Raw genomic sequence first — 21824 nt, 5'->3', positions numbered from 1 at the left:
CAGTTAAAGCCCAAAGAGAATGAGAGAGAAAACAACTAACGGACAAGTCATCATCGTTTATACAGAGCATCCTGTGTTTGGTATACTACTGATCCCTTACATAGCAGAGCGACTGGAAGATGGCACGTTGCAGTTGATTGAACAGGCTTTTCACGCTTCTCCCGAAGCTATTGAACAAATGAATGAAGCAGAAAGACAAGCCATCGACATCGCTTCTCACTATACAGAGAAATATTTAATGGGAGCCTATTCCCGAGAAAAGATAGTATCACGCTTCCTGCATAAGTTATCTCAAGATCCTGAGAAAGTAAAGAATAACATTCGGCCATTTATTGAAGGCAAACTACTCGAGATGCTTACTCTCATACGGGAAAACGGGTTATCTTTTTATCAGAAACAGCCCGGAAGCAAAGTGTTGTACGCCCACCATGCTTATCACGTACATCCACATGACGCCGAAGTCCGCTTTACATTTCATGTCGACAGCAGTACTTTCCGCTATCAACTGCAATGTTATTATGAGAAGCAACCATTTTCATTGGACGACCAAAAACCCGTTATCGCATTAACTGCCTCACCGGCTACTCTATTGCTAGGGATGAATTTATACTTCTTTCCACACATAGATAGTGTCCGGCTCTTACCCTTTACCAAGAAAAAGGCAATTAGTGCAAGCGCCGCTCAACTCGAAAAGTATATCGACAATATTGTCATTCCGATTGCACGCTATCACGAAATCATAACCGAAGGGTGGGATATCCCTGAAGAAAGATGTGCCTGCGAAGCATTACTGTCACTTGAAGACATCACCCATAGCGAACAGTTGTTGCAGCTTGGTTTTCGTTATAGAGACCAGCTATTTACATCAGACAACGGAGCAGCAATGAAGAAAATCATTTATCGGAAAGACTCCGGTGAGGTATCCTTCTTCCGGCGGGATATTGTCGCCGAAAAAAAAGCGATTCAGCTTTTAGAAAGCTCCGGTCTGCAACGTATCGGTGATATCCATTTCAGGTTATCAGCCAGTTCTTCTGAGAAAACACTTGTTGAATGGATCAATAAGCATCGGGAGATGTTACAATCGGACTTTCAACTGACCGGCCATATGGGAAACACTCCTTACTGCCTGGACGAGATACATATCGAGCAGAGTTGTGACGATGAAGTAGTAGACTGGTTTGAGTTACATATCACCGTTGTTGTCGGCAACCTGCGCATTCCTTTCTCACGCTTCCGCAAGCATATCCTCGAAGAAAAGAGAGAATATCTGCTGCCGGACGGGCGCATGATCCTTTTACCCGAGGAATGGTTCAGTAAGTATGCGAACTTGTTGGAAATGGGAGTTCAGACAGAGCAGGGAATACGATTGAAGCATACATTTATAGGCGCCGCGCAAGCTGCCTTGGGAGGAACAGGACTTAAAAAGTTCTCTGGCAAAAATCAGATTAAGAATGTTTCCGTCCCTAAAGCACTAAAAGCAACATTACGTCCTTACCAGCAGAAAGGATTCTCATGGATGATGCATCTGCATAAACTAGGATTCGGCGGATGTCTGGCAGACGATATGGGACTGGGGAAAACCCTCCAGACACTTACGTTGTTACAACATATATATAAATCGCCCGCCTCAAGGAAAGCAGCCACTCTCATCGTCGTTCCTACGTCGCTGTTGCACAACTGGCGACGGGAAGCGAAACGCTTTACAACGCTTTCAATGATTGAATATAACAGTAGCATCGTCGTGCCCCCCAATCATCCCGGGAAGTTCTTCGGACGTTTCCAGTTGATATTCACAACGTATGGCATGATGCGCAACAACATCGACCTGCTTTCTTCTTACAAATTCGAATATATCGTACTCGATGAGAGCCAAAATATTAAGAACAGCGAATCGCTCACCTTCCGTTCTGCACTCCAACTGGAAAGCAAGTATCGGCTTGTACTTACGGGCACACCTATCGAAAATTCACTGAAAGATCTGTGGGCACAATTCCGTTTCATCCAACCGGACTTACTGGGAACTGAGAGTGCTTTTCAAAAACAATTCATGATTCCGATCCGCCAAGGCAATACCCGTGTAGAAGCACAGTTACAACAACTGATATCCCCATTTATTCTTCGCAGAAGCAAAAGTGAAGTGGCTCCGGAACTTCCCCCGCTTACCGAAGAAACGATCTATTGTGACATGCCCGAAGAACAAAATACTCTTTACGAACAAGAAAAAAATAGTTTGCGGAATATCCTGCTCCAACATCCTCAAAATATGGATAAACTTCATTCTTTCAGTATCTTGAACGGCATCCTGCGGCTACGCCAACTTGCCTGTCATCCGCAACTCATCTATCCGGACTTTAACGGTGCATCCGGCAAAGCGATACAAATAATAGAAATATTCGACACACTACGGAGTGAAGGACATAAAGTACTGATTTTCTCATCCTTCGTCAAACATCTGGAAGTCCTCGCCGAAGCGTTTCGCGAACGGGGCTGGAAATATGCACTACTGACAGGAGCAACCAACAACCGGCCGTCCGAAATTGCCCATTTCACCGAGCAGAAAGACGTACAAGCCTTCCTTATCTCTCTGAAAGCCGGAGGCGTAGGACTTAATCTGACACAAGCCGACTATGTGTTTATTATCGATCCGTGGTGGAACCCCGCCGCCGAATCGCAGGCTATTGCCCGTGCCCACCGCATCGGACAGGACAAGCAGGTTATCGCCTATCGCTTCATTACCCAGAACAGTATTGAAGAAAAGATTCTCTATCTGCAAGATGAAAAACGAAAGTTAGCAGAAACATTTGTTACCGACAGCGAAACATTGCCTGCATTGAGCAATGAACAGTGGGTGGATTTGCTAAAATAAAAACTGCATCTTTATATGGACTGTCTTGCAAGAATACTTTTTTACTTTATCTTTGCACGCAAAATGACACTGCATGAAATACAAGCTTATCGTGCTCGACCTTGACGGCACACTCACCAACTCTAAAAAAGTAATTACTCCCCGCAACCGGGAAATATTGATACGTGTACAAGAACAGGGCGTCCGTCTGGTTCTTGCTTCCGGTCGTCCGACTTATGGCATTGTGCCGTTGGCAAATGAATTGCGCATGAATGAGTTCGGCGGATTTATCTTATCCTACAACGGAGGGGAAATCATCAATTGGGAAACACAGGAAATGCTCTATGAGAATGTATTGCCGAACGATGTCGTCCCCGTACTCTATGAGTGCGCCCGCAGCCACCAGTTAAGCATACTGACTTACGACGGAGCAGAAATCGTAACCGAAAACTCTCAGGACCCGTATGTTCAAAAAGAGGCTTTCCTGAATAAAATGGCAGTCCGGGAAACAAACGACTTCCTGACAGACATCACGCTTCCGGTAGCTAAATGCTTGATTGTGGGAGATGCCGACAAGCTCATCCCCTTAGAAGCCGAACTTTGTCTTCGGTTGCAAGGACGTATCAACGTATTCCGTTCAGAACCTTACTTTCTCGAACTAGTCCCGCAAGGAATCGACAAAGCCCTGTCTCTTGCCGTATTATTAAAAGAAATAGGAGTAGAACGCAAAGAAATGATAGCAATAGGCGACGGCTACAATGACTTGTCCATGATAAAGTTTGCAGGACTAGGCATTGCCATGGGCAACGCACAGGAACCGGTGAAGAAAGCGGCGGACTATATCACTCTGAGCAATGAAGAAGACGGAGTGGCGGAAGCACTAGAACACTTTTACTATAAATTTACGTAGCATCATATGCTCACAATTCCTTTTTCAACCGTACCTTCATAACCTTTGACTGTATGTCTTATACTCTGTTTCAGCAGTATGCAGAGTAGCTATCGTATATCAATCTTACCATTATATAGCTCGTTGCACTAAAGTGAACAGTTCTTTCTACTAAAGTGATGAGATCTTTCCACTCCAGTACACAGGCCTCATCACTCTTGTGGAAAGAAGCGGATGTTTATTACATAACGCAGTGATGTCAGCAAGAGGATCTGCGAATATCGACTACTTAAGTTATCAGAACAGGGCCAACAACATATAACCAAAGGTCATCCTACTTTACGTTTATCAATATGGTTCATATAAATAAGCAAATGGTTTCATTTCCAACTATCATGAGAACAATGATGAGAAATACCCCCCAAAAAGATGCATTATAGCCATTTTTGAGTTAACGAACGTAAAAAACGAATGAGAAATACCAATTTTGAAAGGCATTTCTCATTCGTCACATATCTGATTATAAAGGAATTGCCAAAAAATATGAGAACAATGAGAACAATATTAAAAAAATCCGTTCTAGGATGGGGATGCAAATTATAGATGTATGCTGTCTATATACTCATGATACGTACAGCAAGAAAAGCTGTACCAATAAGCGAACACACTCTTTACAACTATATAAGAAAGCTGCGTGAAGTATTGTCCAAAGACAAAGAGATCTCAATCACAACACAGAACAATGGCTATGAGTTACATATTTCAACTTGAATTATCGTAATATATCAAAGATTTATTCTAATTTTGTGGTTTTAAATCGAATAAATAGCAAACGTTATGGAACATCAACTGACCATTTACAACACGTTAGATAGAAAAAAAGAGTTATTCGTACCGCTCCACGCACCTCATGTAGGTATGTATGTGTGCGGACCGACTGTTTACGGTGATGCGCATCTGGGACATGCACGCCCGGCCATTACTTTCGACGTACTCTTCCGTTATCTCACTCATCTAGGATATAAAGTACGTTATGTACGCAATATCACTGACGTAGGTCATTTGGAACATGATGCCGACGAAGGAGAAGACAAAATTGCCAAGAAAGCCCGTCTGGAAGAACTGGAACCAATGGAAGTCGTTCAGTACTATCTGAACCGCTACCATAAAGCAATGGAAGCCCTCAACGTGCTCTCTCCAAGTATCGAACCTCATGCTTCGGGCCATATCATCGAACAAATCCAACTGGTACAGAAGATTCTGGACGCCGGATATGCTTACGAAAGTGAAGGCTCCGTCTATTTCGATGTAGCCAAATATAACAAGGATCATCACTACGGAAAACTTTCCGGACGCAATCTGGATGATGTACTGAACACCACCCGCGACCTTGACGGACAAAGTGAAAAGCGTAATCCCGCCGATTTCGCCCTCTGGAAAAAGGCACAGCCGGAACATATCATGCGCTGGCCATCTCCTTGGAGCGACGGTTTCCCCGGCTGGCATGCCGAATGTACCGCTATGGGACGCAAATATCTGGGTGAGCACTTCGACATTCACGGCGGAGGAATGGACCTGATTTTCCCGCATCATGAGTGTGAAATAGCACAATCAGTAGCCTCACAAGGCGACGATATGGTTCACTACTGGATGCATAACAACATGATTACCATTAACGGAACGAAAATGGGTAAATCACTCGGCAACTTCATCACATTGGATGAGTTCTTCAATGGCACACATAAGTTGCTGACCCAAGCCTATACTCCAATGACAATCCGCTTCTTCATCCTGCAAGCCCACTACCGCAGTACGGTCGATTTCAGCAATGAAGCACTGATTGCTTCCGAAAAGGGATTGCAACGTCTGATAGAAGCTATCGATGGATTGGGAAAGGTTACCCCTGCATCCGCAACTTCAGAAGGTATCAATGTAAAAGAGCTGCGTGCCAAATGCTACGAAGCCATGAATGACGACCTGAATACTCCAATTGTCATCGCACAGCTTTTTGAAGGTGCCCGCATCATTAATAACGTCATTGCCGGCAATGCAACGATCTCCGCTGAAGACTTGAAAGAGCTGAAAGAAACTTTCCACTTGTTCTGCTTTGACATTATGGGATTGAAAGAAGAAAAAGGTTCTTCCGACAGTCGTGAAAATGCCTATGGTAAAGTGGTGGATATGTTGCTGGAACAGCGTATGAAAGCAAAAGCCAACAAAGACTGGGCTACTTCCGACGAAATCCGTAACACATTAACAGCCCTCGGATTCGAAATCAAAGATACAAAAGACGGTTTTGAGTGGAGATTGAATAAATAAATATTAAACATCAGGGAGATAAATCCCTTCTACAGATAAAAAAGACCGGTTCGTAATGAGCCGGTCTTTCTGTTTCATAGAAACATAGTAACTAATACCCCTCTTAAACTACAAATCTTATCATCTAATCACTTGTTTTCCATTAATACCTCAACAGGTTGTCCGTGCTGGCAGGTTACCGTCAATTGTGTATCATTTCCTTGTCGCTCCAACCGGACATTTTCCATTGAATTCTTTAGCGTCCAACGACCTTTGAGTAGTATTTTCTTATAAATAGGACGGCTAGGTTCTTTCGTCGTATACGCCTTTTCTTTTATATTCAAGTTTGGGTCACAAACACTCAAACGAACTCCTTTACCGGTTTCTTTCGCATACATCACCATTGTTTCAGCAGGAATAGAAGCAATCACCTTATCAGTTACCGGCTGATAAGCCTCAAAAACCGCATACGCCGTAATACCTGTTTTCTTATCATAAACGACATGAGCCGTTTGATCACGTTGCAGGACTTCATACGCAGGAGTTTTCTGAAGGTCGTCCAAGTCCGCTGCAGAAGGCTGTATCAATACCATATATTCATAAGTTCCGTTCTTCGGAGCTTTACCATGCTCTATCCATGCAGAGGAGAATTTTCCTTTAGTGACCGCACGGGTTTTCTCATGACGTGATTCTTGTTCCGCGATCTGCGAACGAACTGTTCCGTCTACTACATGATAGTAATTGTCATAACCGTCATGTAACCAATAGCCGTCATTACCCACTTTCTGTTCTCCGCCGTTGTATTTCGTCTGGAAAAGAGTCGTTTCCGTAGGATAATCGGCATTACTATTCGTTATGCCGGTTCCCAGACAAATCATCCGGTTGTCGAAGCAGAATACAGATTTACGGGCAACAAAATCAGGAGTGAAGTTTTCCAAATTACGCTCCATTAACTTCATAGCAAACATGCCATTCTTGCCTTCCAAGGAACTGCTACCGGAGAAGTTTTCCTTGGAATGAGCCATGGTAGTACCCTTTAACGGACTATCCAGCAACTCGAAGGGCAAATGAATAGTAGTCGTACCCGGCAGGCGGTTCCAATCCCAACCATCCTGTACAAAGCCGCTTCCGGTACGGGAAACGGGGTTTCCTTTTCCCATGATCTGCACCGAACCATAACTCTGATAACGTCCGTAACGATTATCTTTTGTATAGATTTCAGCCCCCCAAACATCAGTAGTATATCCTTTTAGTGTCACCATCCAATCTGCACGGCGGAAAATACCTGCCGAACCGTAATTATAAACAAAAAATCCTTGTGGAGCTTGTGCAGGCTTGATGCCTTCTTTCTTAAAGAAACGCGCATTCGGAGTATCCCTATCACGTACTAACCGTAGATAATCTGCTGCCAGAGCATGATCGAACGTATTCCCCCGACCGGACAAATCACCGGCTAAAGCTATATTGGCAAATGCTTCCACATCATCATTCCCCATTTTTCCACCGAAAGGATGACGTCCGCTGATACCAATTCCCCATTCATAAAGATTACAATAATTGCGCATGGCAATAAATGCGGATTTTATATGTTGCCGGGCTTCTTCCGTCAGTTCAAAATCCGTATTGTTAGTAAAAGCAATGAATTGCCCTATTACGGCCAGCACTCCGGTCGTATATGCCGGATAGAAACCACCATGGTGAAAAGTTGTGCCATCTATCTTAATACCACCAATTGTTCCCGGTGAATAGTGTAAAGAAGAAGAAACCCAACGGGAGAGGCCCTCCAAAGCCTGCGCCTGCTCTCTTGCATCCGTGAACATCATAGCAGAGATAAATCTCGCCATTAAAAGCGTATGCCAAGTATCCAGCATTTCATCCCGTTCCAAAGGACACGGTTGACGAGTCTCCTGCAAAGCAGACCAGAAACGTAATGTCGACAAATAAGCATCCCTGTGGGGATGTTTATAGATCTCATCTCGCATCAACCATGCCGTCGTATATATCTTACGTATCTGATAACCATAATGATGATTGGTTCCCATACCGCTACCAAAGGCAAATCCCTGGTCAATAGCATAATCAAACACCGTGAAGTAGTTTTTCTTTGATGTCTCGTTTCGATTGCAATAAACGTCATACGCAAAACCGGAAAGCATTGTTTCAATATCATTCCACGACATCTCTCCTATCTTCTTATTCTGTTCGTCCGGAGCTACAATAGGTGTTCCCGTAAATCCCGTACCTGCTGCCGACGGGCGGATATCCGCTCTTTTAAATGTCTCGTAAGCGGCATCAACTTGCTTTTTAGGGGCTTTTTTCACTTCCAGAAAATCTGTCAGACGTTGCTCGATTGTTTTCAGGTCTTTCGCCTGTCGAGCAGTCAACTTGGATGCCAATGGAGTATCATACGACAGTTGCTCCCACTTCCATACCAGGCACCAATGCCAGAGGTCACGGTTAGCCAAGCCATTATTAGTCGGCAACTGCTGATCCGGAGTGGTACGAAGATTCATCTTCTTTTCCGGGAATATCAGACGGTCAAGAAAAATACGTCCTTTGCGTTGGGGGGCAACTAACCTGTAAGCTACAATATCTTTGTCCTTCTTATCGCCTTGCATATATTCGAAAGAAATCCAGCAAGCCCGCCACCCTGCTGCTTGCAGATGATAAGCAAACCAATAAGACACCTCTCCCGCCTTATTCAGGAATTCAAAACGAATAGAATCCTGCTGTGGCTTTTCATTATATATCCACAAGGTAATGCCATACTGTCTCTCCGTTTTTCCTTTTAATGATAAAGGAGGTATCTGTACATTCAAAGTTGAACCGGATTGGAAATCCCACTCCAAGCTACTTTTACCCTCTTTATAGAAAAGAGAAGAAATTTTCGCCTCTCCCTTTCCGGAAGTCTTAAATGCTTCGGGTACCTCACTACTCTCAAATCCTATGAGTTGTGCGAAAGCCGAAGAAGCTGTTACAAACAGAAACAGTAGTATAAAACAAATATCTTTCTTCATTGTGTCATTATTAAATGGTCAAACAGTAACCAACTACTGCTTAATAAGGTATTTTGTCCGATAAAATCTTCTCCGTATACCAAGGATCGTTGATTTCTTTCAACATAGCACCCATTTCACGATAAAGTTGTGCCACTATTTCCTTGTTTTCTTCCAAAGGTAGATTGTTCAACTGATACGGGTCTTTCGCGTCATTGAATAAAAGACTTTTCTTTAACTGTTTTGTCTTACGGTCGATGTACAGAGCCAATGTATAGTCCGCAGTCTTAATACCTCGTGATGAAGGAAAGTAAGTTTTTACCAAGCCGTTTTCGTCCTTTTCACCATCTATATTCTGAATGTACAAAGCACCGGTAGGACGAACAATTTCAGCCTTTTCATCGAAGAAAAGAGGGGCAAAGTTACGTCCCTGCACTTCTGCCGGAATTGAATCACCCAATCCGCACAGTCCGAGCACAGTAGGCATTATGTCAGGAGCGGAAAGCAGCAAGTCATCTACCCGCGGCTGAATCTTATCCGGGAAACGAACCAGAAACGGGATATTCATTGACTCTGAGTAAGGCGAATTCTTCGGATCATCCGTACGTTGGCTACACATCGTTTCACCATGATCGGAGGCAAAAATAACGACTGTATTCTTATCCAGCCCCATCTCTTTCAGTGTTTCCAGAATCTGTCCGAAAGCACGGTCTACCCCGGTCACGGAAGCGAAATAATAACGGGCTGATTCGGCTTTCTTCATTTTCAGGTCAACATTAGGACGAATCAACAGACTGTCTAAAGGTTGGTTTTTATAAAGATCAAAGTCCTGCTCTTCGCAATCATCCAATGAACGATACGGACTATGAGGAGGATTCATCCCTACCATGATAAAGAAAGGCTTCTTTGTATCACGCACATTACCTTCGTTTTTCAAATAAGATACAACTTTTCCGGATTCATGCAGAGGTGACCATTCTTTCGGATCGTGCCTTTTACCGTCCGTATCCCAGTAATGCGGATTCTTATGTTCATCAAACGTGCCATAAGAATACCAGTAGTTGAAACCATGACGACGCTCTTTCGGTGTATAGGCATCCCACACAGGACGTTTGGATTCTACATATTGTCCCGGATGTTCGGGATCATTCGGAGTGGGAAAATCTGCATGAAGTTTACCGAAATAAGCACAATCATAACCAGCTTTGCTAAATACATCACCGATGCACTCCGCATCCTCACGCAAAGAACTGATCGGACGTGTAGAGTTGCAATTTAAAGGCACTCCGCTACGGTTCGGATACATACCGGTCAGCAACATTCCCCGATGAGGGCTACTCAACGGACAGTTGCTTTGCGCGGAGGTCAGAACCATAGACTCCCGTGCAAATGCATCCAGATTGGGGGTATGTACGGGATCTCCCTCAAAATTTACTTTATCCCGGAATCCATCCTGACTCCAGAAGCCCATTGCCTGATTACGGTACTGGTCCGGAAATACATAAATAATATTGGGATGTTCCGATTGTTCGACTACTTGCTTCGGAGCCTTGCAACCCTGTGCCGTAAACAGTGTCAGGCCTCCCACCAAAAGATTTATAGGTTTCATATATATTTAAGTTATAAGATGATAAATAATAAACGATAACCTTATTATTTCTTTTCCAAGTCTCTTTTGCGCATCAGTCCTTCCAAGAAGTAATAGTCGGCATAATTCAAAGGAACATCAATCTCCTGTCCGTGAGGGATACTGCCTACCGAGTGCATCAGGATAAAGTTTCCATTTGTTCCAACTTTAGCACGATAAGCGGGTGAGCCCAAGCTTTCCATGATCTTATCAGCAGTTTCCTTGTAATGATTGCCCGGCAGATAACCGTCCAGTTCGTAAAGGGCGGAAGCCGTACAAGCAGCGGCAGAAGCATCACGCGGTTCATTCGGGATGTTCGGAGCATCATAATCCCAGTAAGGAACGAGATCTTCCGGCAGGTTCTTATTCGTAAAGATGAAGTTATATACTTTTTGCGCCTGGTCGAGATACTTCTTATCTTTAGTGTAGCGGTAACAAGTAGTATATCCGTACAAGGCCCAGGCCTGTCCGCGAGCCCAGGCGGATTCGTCCGCATATCCCTGCGCTGTTTGTCTCTTACGCACTTCGCCTGTTTCGGGATCATAATCCACAACATGATAACAACTGTTGTCCGGACGGAAGTGATGAGCCATGGTCGTATCCGCATGTTTCACTGCAATATTATAGAAAGTAGAGTCACCGGAAAAAGCGGTTGCCTCGAACAGTAATTCGAGATTCATCATATTGTCGATAATCACCGGACATTTCCAACCGCGCGTTCCTTGCCAGCCTCTATCGGCATCCCATGACTGAATAACACCTGCATTCGGGCGGAAACGGGTAGAAAGAGATTTTGCCGTTTCAATGATTACATCTTTATATTCTTTCTTGTCTGCCATACGGTATCCGTTCAGATAGCTGCAGCCAATCATGAAGCCTACATCATGGTGCCATTTCAGATGCTTCACAGAATCAAGGGCCTCTGTATACTTTTCAGCCAACGGTAACCATTTTTGATCTCCGGTCAAGTTATAAGTCAGCCACATACTGCCGGGAAAGAAACCGGAACACCAGTCGTCAATAGGTATATAAGATATACTACCGTCTTTATTGATAGTTCTCGGATTTAGGATTTTACCTGATTTCTCGATAATATCCGTTTGAATCGTGTTTTGTGCCACTGCGTTGTCGATGTTGTCCTGGATAAAGTCTACTTCAACTTTTTTCTGTCCACCGCAACTCGTAAAGATCAGAAGGGATAGTCCTAATGCGCTAAGAATTGTTTTCATAATACACGGATTATTTTGTTAAGTGATTAATTATCTGATTGCAAAAATAATGCATTCAACAAGAATAGACCGACCTAAATAATCCAAATGAGGGACAAATTTGGTACATTTGCAAGGAAATATCAAAATTATAAAGACCATGACTCCACAAGAATTCTTCAAAAATGATCTTTTCGCCGAAAACGCAGGTGTAGTGCTGCTGGAAGTACGTGAAGGGTATAGTAAAGCCAAATTAGAAATAAAGCCGGAGCATCTTAATGCAGGCGCACGGACTCAGGGAGGAGCTATCTTTACACTAGCAGACCTTGCGCTTGCCGCAGCAGCCAACTCACACGGTACACTAGCCTTCTCTCTCTCCTCCAACATCACTTTTCTACGGGCAAGCGGACCGGGCGATACACTTTATGCCGAAGCGCACGAACGCTATATCGGACGAAGTACAGGCTGTTACCAAGTCGACGTGACAAACCAGAACGGGGACTTAATTGCTACTTTTGAATCAAGCGTATTCAGAAAAGAACAGAAAGTACCTTTCGAAATTCAAAAATAAAAAATCGGAGAGCCGGAAGAACCTTTACAGGCAACTTCCGGCTCTCCGACTTTTCTCTTGATTTATTTAACAATAGAGGTCAACGGGTGACGATTGCCGGTTACACTATTCAAGAATGCTTTTGCCGAACCAAAATTCAGGAATAAATCCAAGCGGACAGGAAGGTGATTTAAATCATCAGTCACAAAAAAAGTAATCACCTCTTTTTCTTTTCCTTTCTTGTCATACTCGACTAACGAAAAGATCAGGCAACGATAAGTAACCCCGTTCTCAGCTTTCACATTTTCTTTTCCACGATAGATAAGCGTTTGCTCCTCCACTTTACGTCCGGTAGCCATAGGAAATTTAATTTTATCCCCTACTTTATAATCACTAGGATCATAAGAACGTGCCTGTGCCAAGATGCTCAACATATCGTAGATACAACGGCTGTCACTTTCTTCCGACTCGGTGACGGATCCGTCCCGGTATGTACGCTTCTGATTGGCAAAACAAAGACCATCCTTATAAGAAAACCAAGCCTCATCAACCGTATAACGTTTTCCTTCCTCGGCACCTTTGCGGAAATAATGCGGTTCGAGTTTTTCACCTATTACACAAGTCAGCGTATCCCGCATTTTAAAGAAGAAATCCGCCCGCTTACTGCCCAAAGCCAGCAGATTGATACGATAGGCAGGCTCCGAGTGGTAAGTAGTTGCGTTCGTTGTCAAACTGGCCAATCCGGCTTTCACCCATACAAACTTCCAGTTAAAGTACAAGTCGTACATCACGTGCTCACCGGATTTGAATGCATCGTTCTTAGCTTCGCACTGGGCACTGGCAGGAAGAACAAAGATTCCCATTAGCAATGTCGCTAATCCAATTATAATTTTTCGTCGAAAATTAGCGACGTCGCTGACTATTCCTATCTCTATCTTTCTTTTTCTTGTCTTCATCCGGTTTTTGTTTTTTAAGTTCGTCCAGTTTCTGCTTATCTAGCGGAATTGCGTGAATATCCCATGATTGCTTATCTAAGTCCCAGTTTGCCTTCGGCTCCAAGATCATATTGTAATAATACACTTCCTCAGGTTGTTCTCCTTTTTCAAAGTTACCAGTATCCCAGATTCCATTTCCATTCCGGTCGTTCACCAGTCGGGCACAATATTTACCAGGATTCAAAAAATAAAAGTCTGCATACCCTCCGTCCGTTAACCTTCTCTGGCGCACCACTTTATCTTGAGCATCCAACAATTCTACAAAAGCAGTAGAGTCTGCTCCTGTCACCAGAAAGGTGATACTGGCATATTCTTCCAGTTTACGTACTTTGAAGCCCTGCTTTATTTTATCGGTGAACAAGCCATATATACCATGGAATGCAGTCGAGTCTACCGAGAACTCATATTCATTACCCGGTTCCCAGTCATAATACAAGTTGAATCTTTTCAGATTCAAAGAATCTTGTTCAAACTCAAATGGTATATCTTTCCAAAGCGTATCCACCTTTTCTTTCAGATGAATCGCCGCACTATCAAAACGGGCAATCGGTTCATCAAAAGTCAAAGATATAGAACCGTATACATCCATTGATGAAGGTGCACCGACATTCACCGGCAAGAATTTGGTTGGTTCCGGCTCATCTTCTTCATCTTTCTTTTTCTTTTTTTTCTTTTTCTCCGGTTCTTCCTTCTTATATTTTTGCTTCGAAACCAGATTCAACGTATCCGTACGTGATACCAATTGATTTAATGTATCCGTATAAAGATAAGTTAGGCTGATAGCAAGTGTATCCTGCTTAAAAAGCAAAGAGTCTTTCAACCAATAATGGATCGTATCGTTCCGCGGATTCTTTTCGATAACAAAAGCATCCCTTTCATCGAAATTCAACCCCTTCAATGTAGGTAAAGTATCTGCCTGACCGGCAAAATAGAACGTAAATTTCTGCGGAACAAGCCGTTCTGATTTAATCAAATATTGTGAGTAGTTGAACTCCTTAAAGGCACGGAGTATAAGATCATCCGGCAGATAATGCATATATTTCCTCTCAACAATCGTATCGTAAGTCAGTGAGTCCACCCAAGCCGTGTCCATACGGATTCTTTCCTCCATACGAGGAATGACCAGTGAATCGTTAAAAGCAATGACTTCACTTTTTTGGTTGAAAGTAAATGTCTGGTCTGCATCCATTAACCCATAAATACGATATTTGCCAGGAGCTACGCCACGGATAGAGAAGCGTCCCCGGCTATCGGTACGTGCCACACGGTCAAATGGCAATTTTGTAAAAGCCGAATCGTTCAGGTTGGAATGTAATCCTACCAGGATTCCTTTTATCGGCTCCAGATTGGAAGCGTCAAGCACCGTTCCGGATACCTCCATTGTATCTATTTGCGTACCGGTAGAAAAGGTGAAGGTAAAGTTACCCAACGGGTTACCTTCGTTATTATCGACTATCGCATCCGAAAAGTCAATTGTATAAGTGGTATTCGCTTTCAATGAATCAAGCAGGTTCACCTGTATCCGCTTTCCTGAAGCTTTAATTTCGGGCTGTTGTACCTGCGGTGGAGAAACAACGACTTTTTCTGTTGCTTTTTCCAACTTTATAAATTCGTCGAACAAGAGAGAAACTTTTGTCCTCTGATTATTTAAAGCGCCGGCAGCAGGTGTACTACCGATGAAACGGGGTGGCGTTTCATCATAAGGGCCACCGTCCGGACGTCCGATACTGGCGCAAGAATATAGCATGACAACCAGCGTTACTACCGGAAATGCCTTGCGAACGATTTGCTTTATCTTTTGATTCTCAAATTGTAACATGCTGCAAAAATAAGTGTTCTTATCCAATAAACACCACACTTTCTAGCTAATTTATTAAAAAACGAAAGGGTAGCTTAAGGTAATAAACAATTCCAACGCGTTTTTTATTTCTTTTTATCGCTGATATAATTAGTTTTCTTACCTAAAGCGACTAGCTTTATTAGCTAGTCTTTTTCTCTGATTTTTACGAGATGATATCAAGAAGAAGGAGTAAAGAGCAGGTAAACCGGTAGTTGATATGCAGAAAACAGAAGTTGGATAATAAACTGAATAATTTAACGTGAGATACTGTTTGCAGGAAAAGCAGAAACAGTATCTCACGTATTTTATTTACCAGCCTGTATTTTGGCCTAAATTAGGATTCTTATAATATTCTGTCTGTGGTATAGGATACAGATACATCTTATCATCCCAGTTACGTGTTTCAAGCAACTCTTTCTTATAAACAGGTGAACCATTTTCCAGAGTAATCTTGATGCAATAAATGGCTTTGGTTTTATCACCTATCTTCCAACGACGGATGTCCCAGAACCGATGGTCTTCAAACGCCAGTTCCACGCGTCTTTCGCGACGGATACTTTCAGTAAATGCATCGCCATCCGTTGTAACAGCAGGCATATCAGCTGCACTACGTACTTGATTCAGTGCTGCACGTGCAGACAATGGATGATCATTATCCGTATAATCGGCACCCTTCCAGGCATCCATCGCTTCTGCATAGTTCAGAAGAATCTCTGCATAACGGAATATAATGAAATGATGAGGTTTCTTTTTCTCGTTAGAAGGAGTAAGAGAAACGGTCTCGTTCATATACTTCTTCAAATAATAGCCAGTGGTAGTCGCTCCGGCTGTTCCGGCACCATCTTTACCGCCTTCATAAGACTGAATAGTTGAATTCATCCATGTATCTCCGTTGCAAAGTACTGTTTTGTAAAACCGTGGGTCTCTGCCCTCATACGGGTTCTGCCCTGGCGCAAGCTGTTCCCAGTCAAAGTCTTTTCCATTAGTCAGCTGAAAAGCATCCACCAGATTTTGGGTAGGTACATTGCCGGTTTCTCCCTTTTCATAACTGATAGGCAGATTGTTTGCTTCAAAGTCAAAACTTTCTCCATTTCTACGCTCAAAGATTAATTGCGGAGATTTCAAAACATCGTTTCCACCGTTCTTATCATACAGAGGATCGGCATTCGTTTTCGGCAGACTGTACCAGTTCTCTTTTATGATAGCATAAGCCGCATCGGCAGCAGCTTTCCACTTATCAGCATCCTGACTGGGATTATGTAACATACTCGCCGCATAAAGAAGGGCACGAGATTTCAATGCCAACGCAGTACCTTTAGTTACGCGTCCCGTCTCCGCCCAAAAATCTTGATGACTGACGGGAAGTGTTTTAGCTGCATCACTACATTCATCGCATATATATTTTATCACTTCGCTGAAAGAACTCTTTTCCACGCTATTGATCTCATCCAACGCATACGTACGTGTCAATAATGGAATATCTCCGTATCGTTTGGCCAGTTCGAACAAGTAGAAAGCCCGCAACACCCGCAATTCTTCACGATACATAGTAGCTTTGGCAATATCTTCTTCATACGTATCATTCCAACGGAAACGCTCCAGCCTCTCTTGGGAATAGTTTTCGAGAAATGAATTAACGGAACGGATAGCTCCATAACACTTCGACCACATATTGTCGACTGCATTATTGGGACTCCAGGCATTATTATAAAAGTCGTGAACACTATTATCACTCCAAATATAAACAGAATTATCCGTTGCAGACTCTCTCAAAGCCCCGTCGAGTACTCCGAGATCTCCGGGCAACTGGCTATAAACATAAGTAGCCAAGCCCTTGACATTGCTAAAGTAGGAATAAGCCTCTTCTCTGTTCAAACCAGTCGATTCGTCCAGTTCGAGCAAGCTACACCCAGAAACGGATAGTAGCAAACCTGTATATAATATGATACATTTTCTCATGGTTATCTCACATTTTAGAAGTTAATATTCAATCCGAAATAAACGGAAGTCATATCCGGATAATTGATTTTCAGATCCTCACAGTTCATATATTTCACATGATCCAGCGAGAAAAGATTATTAGCTCTCGCATATACCTGAATCTTCTCCATCTTCACCTTCTTCGCCCAAGAAGAAGGAAAATTATAATAAACATTCAGGTTACGAAGTTTAAAGTAACTTCCGTTCTCCAACCATTGTGTACTATTTCTGAAATTATTGGCATTATCCAGCGTGGTCAAACGAGGAACATTGGCAATATCTTTCGTATCTTCCGTCCAACGGATTTTGTCGTTCAGATACCAGTTTGAAATATTTGTGTTGTTTCTCAACGGCCAGTACACGCTTGCAGTATTCAACATCACGCTATAATGCCCTACCCCTTGGAAGAGAGCGTCTACCCCAAAACCTTTATACTCAAATCCTAAGTTGATACCATAGTAAATCTCCGGTATGGCAGTAGAATATCCTATCGCTTTCTGATCATTACTGTCAATTACTTTATCACCATTTAAATCCCTATATTTGACATCCCCCGGACGTACCTCCGAGAATTTCTGTACAGGGCTGTTCTTAATGTCCTCCTCATCTCTAAAATAACCGATCGCTTCCCAACCGAAACATTGTCCGATAGGATAACCTTTCTTAGACAGATAGCCATACGGTTGATACCCCTCACCATTCTCTATGACTTTACTTTTGGCATAAGAGAAATTAGCACCGATGTAGTAGCTGAAGTTTTTATACTCTTTTTTCCACATAGTAGAGAGTTCTGTTCCTTTTGTTTCCACTTTTCCCGCATTCATCTGGGGAATGGTAACTCCGATTGCAGAAGATATCAACCCGCTTCCTTCAATTAAAATATTAGAGCGCTTGTCATAGAAACCATCAATAGAAAAAGTCAACCCTTTGAGCAAACTCATATCCAAACCGATATTATATTTATCTGCCACTTCCAAGTCGAGTTGCTCCATTGCCAGCATTCCCTCCTTCAAACTGCTTCCGGCAGAGGTATTCCCAGCCTGAAAATAATAGGAACCGCTTCCTATCCAATATTGCTTATCCATATCATAATCATAGATATCATATCCGGAACGCCCGTAAGAAGCGCGGAGTTTCAAATAATCAAAAGCGGAGATTCCTTTCATGAAATTCTCGTTCGAGAGTATCCAGGCTGCAGATATGGCAGGATATGCACGATACTTATCGTTCTTTCCCAATACGCTACTGCCGAAACAGTTAGCAACAACATCCACCATATAACGATTATCAAAATTATAACCTACGGTTCCGATGATGTACTGACGGTAACGGCTATTATTAGCTCCCGTCAGAGTCATTGATTCCTGGCGGAACATGGCACTGGCAGTAAAATCATGTTTATCCCATGTCCGGTGATAATTGACTTTCGCTTCAAAGTTGGCATGTATATATTGATTAGCCAATCCTTTGTTGCTGATTTCCAATTCATCGTTAGGATTTCCGTAATTCGTATAAACCGGTTCTCCGTCAGTACCTTTCTCAATGGTCTGATACATAAAGCTTTTCTTGGCTGTTTCCTGATAAGTTGCATTATTATCATAGGCAATAGCAAGTTCAGCGCTCAGTCCGCGAGTCAATACAGACAGGTCTTGTATCAATCGCAGATCTGCTTGCAGCATTCGCTGATTCAGCTTATAATAGCCTACGTCCGCCAGATTGGCTATCGGGTTTGTTTTCAGCACATTATTACTACCCCAGAGTCCATTCTGAGTCTGTACAGGGAATGCGGCAGATGGAGTATTGAATATCTGTTCAAACAAAGTAGCCTCCGATGTGGTAGGGCGTTTCGTTTCACGCAGCATACCGAGCATATTCAGTTTCAATTTCGTTACATCTGTGATATCTACATCCAGATTCATGCGAAGATTGAGAAAATACTTTTTCATCTGGGAATTATAACGATCAGTGTAGTCAGTGTACTTGGAATTCAACAGTCCCATATCATTCTTATAATTCAAGACACTGAAATAGCGCAGCCTCTTACCTCCCCCGCGGAAAGTAATATCCAGTTGATGACTGGTCGTATGATTACGCAACGCTTCCTTCTGCCAATCAACATTCGGATAAAGATCGCTATTACCTCCGGCCAAAAAAGAAGCTTCATCCATATCCGGTTGCAGGCCATCATATCTCAATGCTTCATTCCGGGCTTTTGCATATGTATAAGCATCGGCAAATTCCGGTTGGTTTACGGGCAGACCTAAACCAAACTTGTAATCTACCTTGATCTCTTTTTTACTGTACATACCGCGTTTGGTAGTTATCAGCACCACGCCGTTGGCGCCTCTACCTCCCCAAAGAGCAGTAGCAGCACCGTCTTTCAATACGGATATTGATTCTATTTCCGAAAGATTGATATATTCGATCGGGCGGGCAAAACCGTCTACCACAAATAATGGCGTATCTCCATTCAAGGAGCCACGACCACGTACATTTAAACGTGATTTGTCGGTTCCCCAACTCGTATTTTGCATCACAGTCAGTCCCGGCAACAGGCCATATATTGCATTGTAAGGACTCGTAGTTGCATTTTTATCCAATTCGTCCGAATAAATGGTAGATACCGCCTGTGTCTTCCGTAACTCGGTTGTCGTCTGAGTTCCCAGATCGACTGTCTTATCTTGTCCTTCATTATTTTGAGCTATCCCTGTAGTGGCAAACGCCAACGAGAAAGCTACGATATAAAGTGATTTATTCATAATCATTCTTCTTATTATTCAACGATTTGATTATTACCAACCCGGATTCTGAATCAATCCATATTTCTTGTTTATCTCGTCTACCGGTAGAGGTAACAGGAAATATTTGTCATTCCACTTCTCAGGTTTCGCATACTGGCGTGTTTCCGCCATTGCATGAGATACTTTATAAGAAAAGCCGCTCGGCTCACCGGCCGCTTTTTTAATAATCAGACGTGATAGTTGTCCGGTAAATATATCTGCGCGTTTCCAACGTATCAAATCGAAATAACGTACTTCTTCATAACCGAATTCAATGGCTCTTTCACGTAATATCGCTTCGCGCAACGGTTTTCCGGCCGGAACATCTGCCGCCGAAATCGCAGGCATACCTGCACGTTCCCTGGTTTTGTTCAGATAATCATAGGCCGTATTGCCAAACTCGTCACGAACTTCCGCCTTATTCAACTCATTCATCGCTTCAGCCATATTCAAATAAACTTCGGGAAGACGAATTAACGGACAAGAATAGAATTTACCATTCACTTCGTCATTAAAGTTTCGTATGAATTTTCTCATCGCAAAACCATTGTAACTCATTCGCCCATCTTTATAAGGTGACTGGGTGGTTCCTTCAAAAATCTGTACTTTCTGGGCACCCTTAAACTTATCTCCATTCACAGCAACCGTTTCATACAAGCGGATATCCCTTCTAGGATTTCCATCCTTATCAAAGAAAGGGAATTTATTATGATCGGGATTATTCCAGTCGAATTCCGTCCCGTCCTTCATCTGAAACATATCGACATAAGTTAATGTAGGAGAAGCAACTCCGTAGCGTACTTGGGCAAACGGAGTTTTCCCCGTAACATAAGTGGTAAATCTTCTGGAAGAAATCAGAACCTCTCCATTATGACGATTGAAATATCCTGCCGCAAAATCATCGCGAGGGTTACCTGTATTCACCAGTTGATAAACATTCGAATTCTTTTTATTAGCCCGCATAAATTCCAACCCTGCATCCAGTGCTTTCTGCCACCTGTCTGATGAATAATTACCATACCAGGTAAGGAATTGAGAGGAAGCATCACCTTCCAAATAGGGTTTGTCAGCATTAAACAAAGGACTCGCCACAAACTGAAGCACTCTGGACTTTAATGCTAAAGCAGAGGCCGCCGTCATTCGTCCGTCATTATCCGCATCTACCTGCCAAGGTAATACAGAGGCGGCGGCATCCAGCAACCCGATGATTTTCTGTACGGTTTCTTCTACCGTCATGCGAGGAAATTTCATCGCATCTTCTGCCGTATAAGCATGGTCTATCCACGGCATACCCCCATAATAACGGAGCATTTGAGAATAATGATAGGCAATAATTACTTGTGCTTCCGCTTTTCCTATCGCCTTTTCATCCGCAGTCATATCTGTCACTCTATCCACATTTTCAATATAGATATAAGCTCTCCGGATACCATAAATCGGACCGACACCAATGGTTCTATTATCAACATCCAACCGATATGGAAGATGTTCCAGATAGGCATTTGTTCCGTCTACCGTTCCTGTATAGAACTTAGGTGCTCCTTTTTTTGTCCAGTCACCCAAATCGGTAAGCATTTCCAGCACTCCATATCCCAGACGTCCTTGCATAGGCAGATAATCCGGCAGTGAATGGTAAGTCTCCGCCAATGCCTGCTCAGCATATACTTTCTTGTTAAAGACAGAATCTATATTCTGCTCATTACTTATCGGCTTATCCAAAAACTTCTCTCCGAACTTAAGGTCTTCGCACCCTATCAATGTCAATGCAAAGAGAGAAAGACAGCCCATATACTTTTTATAGTTTTTCATTGTCAGC

12 protein-coding genes are annotated in these 21824 nt (G+C 42.9%); 4 read left to right on the top strand and 8 right to left on the bottom strand.

Features of this window, described 5'->3' with window-relative positions:
* The first annotated feature begins 19 nt into the window (after positions 1-19).
* The 3 genes from CGC64_RS04305 to cysS all read left to right on the top strand — a co-directional run bounded on the left by CGC64_RS04305 (position 20) and on the right by cysS (position 6053).
* Positions 20-2866, top strand: a complete 2847-nt coding sequence (locus CGC64_RS04305) for a DEAD/DEAH box helicase (protein ID WP_005676973.1) — start codon at positions 20-22, stop codon at positions 2864-2866.
* Between the two features lie 73 nt (positions 2867-2939).
* Positions 2940-3755: a Cof-type HAD-IIB family hydrolase gene (locus tag CGC64_RS04300; RefSeq protein ID WP_005676972.1), complete on the top strand. Its 816-nt coding sequence runs from the start codon at positions 2940-2942 to the stop codon at positions 3753-3755.
* A gap of 816 nt (positions 3756-4571) precedes the next feature.
* Positions 4572-6053 (top strand): cysteine--tRNA ligase, encoded by a 1482-nt coding sequence (gene cysS / locus CGC64_RS04295; RefSeq protein ID WP_005676971.1) that lies wholly within the window; start codon positions 4572-4574, stop codon positions 6051-6053.
* Positions 6054-6181: 128 nt separating this feature from the next.
* On the opposite strand, the gene CGC64_RS04290 is transcribed toward cysS, so the two are convergent.
* The 3 genes from CGC64_RS04290 to CGC64_RS04280 are packed head-to-tail and all read right to left on the bottom strand — an operon-like array spanning position 6182 to position 11884.
* Positions 6182-9049 carry a chondroitinase family polysaccharide lyase gene (locus CGC64_RS04290; protein ID WP_005676970.1) on the bottom strand — a complete coding sequence of 956 codons (2868 nt, stop codon included), beginning with the start codon at positions 9047-9049 and terminating at the stop codon, positions 6182-6184.
* 40 nt (positions 9050-9089) lie between these two features.
* A complete protein-coding gene (locus tag CGC64_RS04285; RefSeq protein WP_005676969.1) occupies positions 9090-10637 on the bottom strand; it encodes a sulfatase family protein in 1548 nt (515 codons plus the stop codon).
* Between the two features lie 44 nt (positions 10638-10681).
* A complete protein-coding gene (locus CGC64_RS04280) occupies positions 10682-11884 on the bottom strand; it encodes a glycoside hydrolase family 88 protein (RefSeq protein ID WP_005676968.1) in 1203 nt (400 codons plus the stop codon).
* A gap of 139 nt (positions 11885-12023) precedes the next feature.
* On the opposite strand from CGC64_RS04280, the gene CGC64_RS04275 reads away from it, so the two are divergent.
* Complete coding sequence (locus CGC64_RS04275) at positions 12024-12434, top strand: PaaI family thioesterase (RefSeq protein WP_005676967.1); 411 nt, start codon at positions 12024-12026, stop codon at positions 12432-12434.
* 62 nt (positions 12435-12496) lie between these two features.
* Here the strand turns inward: CGC64_RS04275 and CGC64_RS04270 are convergent, their stop codons facing one another.
* The 5 genes from CGC64_RS04270 to CGC64_RS04250 all read right to left on the bottom strand — a co-directional run bounded on the left by CGC64_RS04270 (position 12497) and on the right by CGC64_RS04250 (position 21817).
* Entirely contained in the window at positions 12497-13369 is an 873-nt protein-coding gene (locus CGC64_RS04270; RefSeq protein ID WP_005676966.1) for a DUF3108 domain-containing protein, read from the bottom strand.
* Positions 13317-15227, bottom strand: a complete 1911-nt coding sequence (locus CGC64_RS04265; protein ID WP_005676965.1) for an Ig-like domain-containing protein — start codon at positions 15225-15227, stop codon at positions 13317-13319. The genes CGC64_RS04270 and CGC64_RS04265 overlap by 53 nt, the downstream gene beginning before the upstream one ends.
* Positions 15228-15557: 330 nt before the next feature.
* A complete protein-coding gene (locus CGC64_RS04260; protein ID WP_005676964.1) occupies positions 15558-17207 on the bottom strand; it encodes a RagB/SusD family nutrient uptake outer membrane protein in 1650 nt (549 codons plus the stop codon).
* Between the two features lie 14 nt (positions 17208-17221).
* Positions 17222-19993, bottom strand: a complete 2772-nt coding sequence (locus CGC64_RS04255) for a SusC/RagA family TonB-linked outer membrane protein (RefSeq protein ID WP_089421549.1) — start codon at positions 19991-19993, stop codon at positions 17222-17224.
* A gap of 27 nt (positions 19994-20020) precedes the next feature.
* Complete coding sequence (locus CGC64_RS04250; RefSeq protein WP_005676961.1) at positions 20021-21817, bottom strand: RagB/SusD family nutrient uptake outer membrane protein; 1797 nt, start codon at positions 21815-21817, stop codon at positions 20021-20023.
* Positions 21818-21824 lie beyond the last annotated feature (7 nt).

Source organism: Bacteroides caccae (genome assembly GCF_002222615.2).
Lineage (GTDB): Bacteria > Bacteroidota > Bacteroidia > Bacteroidales > Bacteroidaceae > Bacteroides > Bacteroides caccae.
This window is presented reverse-complemented; position numbering and strand designations above follow the sequence as displayed.

Coding starts and splice junctions, on each gene's coding strand:
- CGC64_RS04250 (WP_005676961.1), bottom strand. CDS start 21,817: ATGAAAAACTATAAAAAGTATATGGGCTGTCTTTCTCTCTTTGCATTG.
- CGC64_RS04260 (WP_005676964.1), bottom strand. CDS start 17,207: ATGAGAAAATGTATCATATTATATACAGGTTTGCTACTATCCGTTTCT.
- CGC64_RS04275 (WP_005676967.1), top strand. CDS start 12,024: ATGACTCCACAAGAATTCTTCAAAAATGATCTTTTCGCCGAAAACGCA.
- CGC64_RS04270 (WP_005676966.1), bottom strand. CDS start 13,369: ATGAAGACAAGAAAAAGAAAGATAGAGATAGGAATAGTCAGCGACGTC.
- CGC64_RS04300 (WP_005676972.1), top strand. CDS start 2,940: ATGAAATACAAGCTTATCGTGCTCGACCTTGACGGCACACTCACCAAC.
- CGC64_RS04290 (WP_005676970.1), bottom strand. CDS start 9,049: ATGAAGAAAGATATTTGTTTTATACTACTGTTTCTGTTTGTAACAGCT.
- CGC64_RS04265 (WP_005676965.1), bottom strand. CDS start 15,227: ATGTTACAATTTGAGAATCAAAAGATAAAGCAAATCGTTCGCAAGGCA.
- CGC64_RS04255 (WP_089421549.1), bottom strand. CDS start 19,993: ATGATTATGAATAAATCACTTTATATCGTAGCTTTCTCGTTGGCGTTT.
- CGC64_RS04280 (WP_005676968.1), bottom strand. CDS start 11,884: ATGAAAACAATTCTTAGCGCATTAGGACTATCCCTTCTGATCTTTACG.
- CGC64_RS04305 (WP_005676973.1), top strand. CDS start 20: ATGAGAGAGAAAACAACTAACGGACAAGTCATCATCGTTTATACAGAG.
- cysS (WP_005676971.1), top strand. CDS start 4,572: ATGGAACATCAACTGACCATTTACAACACGTTAGATAGAAAAAAAGAG.
- CGC64_RS04285 (WP_005676969.1), bottom strand. CDS start 10,637: ATGAAACCTATAAATCTTTTGGTGGGAGGCCTGACACTGTTTACGGCA.